3 protein-coding genes and 1 pseudogene are annotated in these 5,240 nt (G+C 69.4%); 1 reads left to right on the top strand and 3 read right to left on the bottom strand.

Annotated features, from left to right (window positions below; translation table 11 throughout):
- From ACIRDX_RS20370 to ACIRDX_RS20360, 3 genes are all read right to left on the bottom strand, one after another.
- Positions 1-2,183: tetratricopeptide repeat protein (locus ACIRDX_RS20370; RefSeq protein WP_396627272.1), on the bottom strand; the 2,183-nt coding region annotated here is incomplete at its 3' end.
- A 362-nt stretch (positions 2,184-2,545) separates the two neighbouring features.
- Complete coding sequence (locus ACIRDX_RS20365) at positions 2,546-3,109, bottom strand: hypothetical protein (RefSeq protein ID WP_396627271.1); 564 nt, start codon at positions 3,107-3,109, stop codon at positions 2,546-2,548.
- Positions 3,110-3,665: 556 nt separating this feature from the next.
- Positions 3,666-4,817 carry an ATP-binding protein gene (locus tag ACIRDX_RS20360; protein WP_396627270.1) on the bottom strand — a complete coding sequence of 384 codons (1,152 nt, stop codon included), beginning with the start codon at positions 4,815-4,817 and terminating at the stop codon, positions 3,666-3,668.
- 151 nt (positions 4,818-4,968) lie between these two features.
- Between ACIRDX_RS20360 and ACIRDX_RS20355 the strand changes: the two are divergent.
- Positions 4,969-5,240, top strand: a pseudogene (locus tag ACIRDX_RS20355) (deoxyribodipyrimidine photolyase); the annotation flags it as partial.

Below are 5,240 nucleotides of genomic sequence, written 5' to 3'. Positions count from 1 at the left end.
GCCTGGCGCGCCCCATCCTTGTTCCCCGTCTGCGCGTAGGCCTGCCCCAGGTGGTAGTGGAACGCCGGGTTGCCCGGGTTCTTGTCCAGCGCCACCTTCAGCGGCGGAATCGCCAGTGCCGGCAACTGCTTCTTCAGGTACACCACCGCGAGCGTGTCGTTGACCTCGGGCTCGTCGGGCAGCGCGGCCTTCGCCGCCTGCGCGAGCTGCAGGGCCCGATCGAGCTGCTCACCCTTGCTGGCGAGCATCCACGCCAGGTTGTTGGCGGCGAGAGCCGCGCTCGGATCGATCCCGAGGATCTTCTCGTAGCGCCTCCGCGCCTCCGCCTCGTTCCCCTGCTGCTGCACCGCGATCGCGGCCATCGTCTGCGGCCCGATGCCCTTGGGCTGCTTGGCAGCCAGCGCATCGAACGCAGCGACCGCGTCGCCGAGCTTCTGCTGCGCCAGCAGCAACCGCGCGAGGCCGGAGTAGGCCTCCAGGTTGGTGGCATCGGCCTCGATGGCCTTGCGGAAGAACTCCTCGCCCTTGGCCGGGTCGCCCGTGGACGCCCACGTGCGGCCGGCGAGCGCCAGCACCGGGCTCGAGTTCGGTGTCTGCGCGAGCCGCTGCTCGACGCGCGCCCGCGCCTGGGCGGCCTGATTCTGCTCGATGTCGATCGAGACGAGCGCCACCAGCGGCTCCACCATCGTCGGCTGTAGCGCCAGCGCCTTGTCGAACGCCGCGCGCGCGCCACTGGCGTCGCCCCTGGCCAGGGCCAGCATGCCGACCTGGTTCTGCACCACCGACTGATTGGGGAACTCGCGCGCGAGGGCCTCGGTGACCGTCGCCGCGCGCTCGATCTCGCGCCGCGCCACGAGCGTCCGTGCCAGCACCAGGCGCGCCTCGAGCCCGTCCGGCTGCGCCGCGGCTGCCTGTTCGGCCAACTGAGCAGCGGCGCCCAGGTCGTTGCGCTGCATCTGCACCATCGCCAGGCGCACCTGCGCCGTCGCCGCGCGCGGGTTGATCGACAGCACTTCGCCGTAGGCCTTGGCGGCGGCGTCGAGGTCGCGCCGCGCTTCCTCGGCGCGGGCCAGGAGGAAGAATCCCTCGGCGTTGCGCGGGTCGAGCTTGAGCGTGGTCTCGGCCTCGGTCTTGGCCTCGTCCGCCCGCCCGTCAGCCAGCATCAAGCGCCCGCGAACGAGATGGCCGCCGATGATCGACGGATGCTTCGCGATGACCTCGTCCACCGCCTTCAGGGCGTCGGCCTTCTTGCCATCGTCGTACAGCAGCTCGGCCATGCGGGCGCGCGCGATGGGCCAGTACTCTGCCCGAGCGCTCAGCGCATCGAGCGTCCGCTTCGCGTCGTCGCGCCGGTCGAGCGCGAGGTAGTAGTCGGTCAGCGCCAGCGCCGACCCGGCGTCGTTGATCGCCTCGGCCACCTTCTTGAAGTGGGGCTCGGCCTCGGCAGCGCGCCCGCTGCGCATGTAGAAGGTGGCGAGCCAGCGGTTGGCCAGCACGTTGGACGCGTCGATGGCGTATGCGGCGCGGAACGTGGCCTCGGCGTCTGCCGCGCGACCGGTGCCCCAGAGGAACTGCCCGAGCGCGACCTGCGCCTCCACCGACTTCGGGTCGGTCTCGACGGCCTTGCGGAACGCCGCCTCGGCCTCCGTCACGTTGCCACGAGCGGCCTCGATCGCGCCCATGTTGGTCTTCAGCGCGGCGCGAGGCTCCAGTGCGATCGCCTGCTGGAGCTGTTCCAGTGCGCCATCGAGATCGCGCAGATTGGCCAGGGAGTTGGCCCGGAGCACCAGGGCATCAACGGACTTCGCGTTCACCGAGAGCGCCTTGTCGGCGCGTGACTTGGCGTCCTCGAAGCGTCCGGCAAGGAGCAGCACCGACCCGGCCTTGATCTGCGCGTCGACGTCGTTGGGGAGGAGGTCGGCGGCGCGAACCAGGGAGGCGAGCGCCTCGCCCCCGTTGCCCTGCTTCAGGTACGCCTCGGCCAGCTTCTGGTGCGCCTGCGCCAGGAGCGGGTCGCGCTCCACGGCCGCCCGGTACTCCAGGATGGCCGCCGCGACGTCGCCCTTGGCCAGGAAGCTGTTGCCGCGATCGAGCGAACTCTGCGCGCTTCTCGCACAACTGCCGGTGACAATGGCCGCCGCGCACACGACGGTGGCCAGACCGATGCGGTAGGACTTCTTCATTTGGCGGATGCCTCCGACCCGACGATAGCATGCAGGGCGTTGAAGAAGCCCGTCCCGCAATTCAGAATTCAGAGTTCAGAATGAAGCGCGGGGCCGACAAGGTCCGCTCTGCCGGTCTCGCACGAGAGCACGCGGTATCGACGACCGATGGGTGCCGCGCTCCTGGTCCACACAACGAAGAAGCCGGCCCGAGGGCCGGCTTCGACACCATGAGCGCCGAACCGCGACGCCCCGGGGACCACACGAAACTAGACGTTGAAGCGACGACGCAGGGCGCCGAGACCGACGAGCGCGCTGCCGAGCAGCGTCAAGGTGAGGCCGCCATCAGGCACCGGCTTGCCCGGCACGAACTCGAAGGCTTCCTACGTGGCCGAGACCGTGATCTTGTTGAAGGCGTCGAGCCCCGAGATGCGGACCGCGAGGTTGGTCGTGCCCGCCTGTACCCCGCTCAGCCCGGCCACGACGTCCGCGCCCGTGATCGTCTGTGAGCCGCCAGAGCCGGTGAAGGTGAATACCAGCTGGTTGTAGCTGGTCGGGGTGGGATCGACGGAGCCCCACAGCAGGTTGAAGGCCGTCTGCGCGGAGGCGTACTCGAGGATCACGGAGCCGCCAGACCTCGCGTTCAGGTAGTGGTCGCCGGTCGCGCCGCCGGAACTGTTGCGGTACGGCGAGCGGGTCACGCTGGACACGTCGCCGACGTAGACACCGGAATTGCCCGTGAACGAGATATTGGTCCCGAACGAGGTCGTGAGTGCCGCACTCGACACCAGTCCGCTCGTGCCGCCGGAGCCAAACGTCTCCACCGCGAATGGCAGGTTTGACGACGTCGGGTTGGCGACGATCGACGAGACAATGGTCACGGGACCGGCCTGCGCGCTGGCCGCAACGACGAAGGCCAGAACCGCGGCCAGGGCAATCTGCTTCATTTACCTTCTCCTGGTCGGGGCGACCGGCCGCGACGACTTCGTCGGCTGGACACGACCTACCCAGCTACACGCGACCATTGTGCCAGTGACTCCAGATCGCAGAAATCGTTCTGGTTTCCGCATCTGCCAGACCAGGGACCAGGCCCGCGACCAGGGGGCGGCGGGCTGCGCGTAGCCGTAGACGTCAAGGAAACCGACGCCGCAGACAGTCCTGATTCGCCTGCGCCGTCCCCCGTCGCTCTCCTCGGATTCGTGCGTGGGCCCCGAACGGAAAAGGGGGAAGCCCCCCGCCGACACGCCCCCTGCGCATCAGCGACGACCTTCCCCCGGACCTGCAGCGAGGCTGCACGCGAGCCGCCCATGTACGCGGAGTGCGGCGATGCCAGCGCCTGCCTAGACGGTTTTCGCACCCCGTTGACCCGGCGCAACCTCGCGCCCGACTGCTACAAGGGGCATGCCAGCCAGAATGACCGGCGCAGGGGACAGACGTGTCACCAAGGCAGGGCGCGATGGGACCTAGCGCCGTTCGCCAACGGCGGCATGAGGACATGCCGCCCTACCCTTGAAACAATGGCTCCCTCCCGGCGATGTCCTGAAGCGGGACGGCCTCGACGCGATCGGCCAGCGGACACCGCTTTTCTCCCGGATAGACCACCGCGACTCGGTCGAGGCCAAGGTCCTCCAGCGCGATACGGATCGACGGCGTGAGGCGAGGCGCATCCGTGCGCTTGCACTCCACCCCGAGCAGGGTCTCGCCTCGGCGGAGCACGAGGTCGATCTCGGCGCCCTGATGCGTCGCCCAGAACCAGGCCTCGTCGTGCGGCTCCGTGGCGAGCACCTGCTCGACGACGAAGCCTTCCCACGAGGCGCCAGCCTTGGGGTGCGCGAGCAGGGCCTCCATCGACGACACGCCCAGCAACTGGTGCAGCAGGCCGCTGTCGCGCACGTACACCTTCGGCGCCTTGACCTGCCGCTTGCACAGGTTGGCGTGGAACGGCTGCAGCTGCCTCACCATGTACCCGTCGGTGAGCAGGTCCAGGTAGCGCCGCGTCGTCGGCTCGCTCACGTCGAGCGCCCGCGCCGGGTCCGTGGCCTTCCATATCTGGCCGTGGTAGTGCGCCACCATCGTCCAGAAACGCCTGAGCGCGACCGCCGAGGTGCGGACGCCCCACTGCGGGAGGTCCCGCTCGAGCAGGGTCTGGATGAAGCTGGCGCGCCAGGCGAGGCTCGCCGCCTCGTCACGAGCCAGGAACGACCGCGGAAAGCCGCCGCGCAGCCACAACGCCGCCGCCGCCCCTCCGCCTGCCTCCGCCACCGTGAACCCGCCCATCGTCACGCGCTCCAAACGGCCGGCGAGGCTCTCGGACGTCTGCCGGAGCAGATCGCCGGAGGCCGAGCCCAGCACGAGGAACTGCGCCGGAGCGTCGGCGCGGTCGACGAGCACCCGTAGCACCGGGAAGATGTCGGGCCGGCGCTGCACCTCGTCCAGGACCACGAGTCCCGACAGGGCGCCCAACGCCGTCATCGGCTCCTCGAGCCGGGCGAGGCTCAGCGGATCCTCGAGGTCGAAGTAGTTGATGGACCCCGGCCCGACGAACTGCCGGGCAAGGGTCGTCTTGCCGCACTGACGCGGCCCTGCCAGCAGCACTACCGGATTGCGCGACAACGCCACCTGCACAGCCTCGGCGAGGTCATTGCGAGCAAGCACATGGCAAATTACCATGAAAATCGAATACCAATGTTTCGATTTTCATGGTGTAGTCGGTCAGGCAGCACCCAGGTAGGGCGCGATGTCCCATCGCGCCGTTCGGGGACACCCCGCCCTACCTCCGCGTCCTTCCTTGCGCGCCCCGCTGACAATGCCCTCTCTTCCCGACGTTCCCGCCCTCCGCATCCGCTCGCTCCGCGACGCTGCCCCGCGCCGCCCCGCCCGCTACGTCCTGTACTGGATGATTGCCGCCCGTCGGCTGGAGGACAACTTCGGCCTCCAGCGCGCGGCCTGGTGGGCGCGCGAGCTCGATCTGCCGCTGCTGGTGTTCGAGCCGCTGCGCGCCGGGTACCCCTGGGCCAGCGACCGCATGCATGCCTTCGTGCTGCAGGGCATGGCCGACCACCGCCGCGAGGCCGCCGC

Origin of the sequence: Luteitalea sp., assembly GCF_044337415.1 — a bacterium.
Classification (GTDB): domain Bacteria; phylum Acidobacteriota; class Vicinamibacteria; order Vicinamibacterales; family Vicinamibacteraceae; genus Luteitalea.
This window is presented reverse-complemented; position numbering and strand designations above follow the sequence as displayed.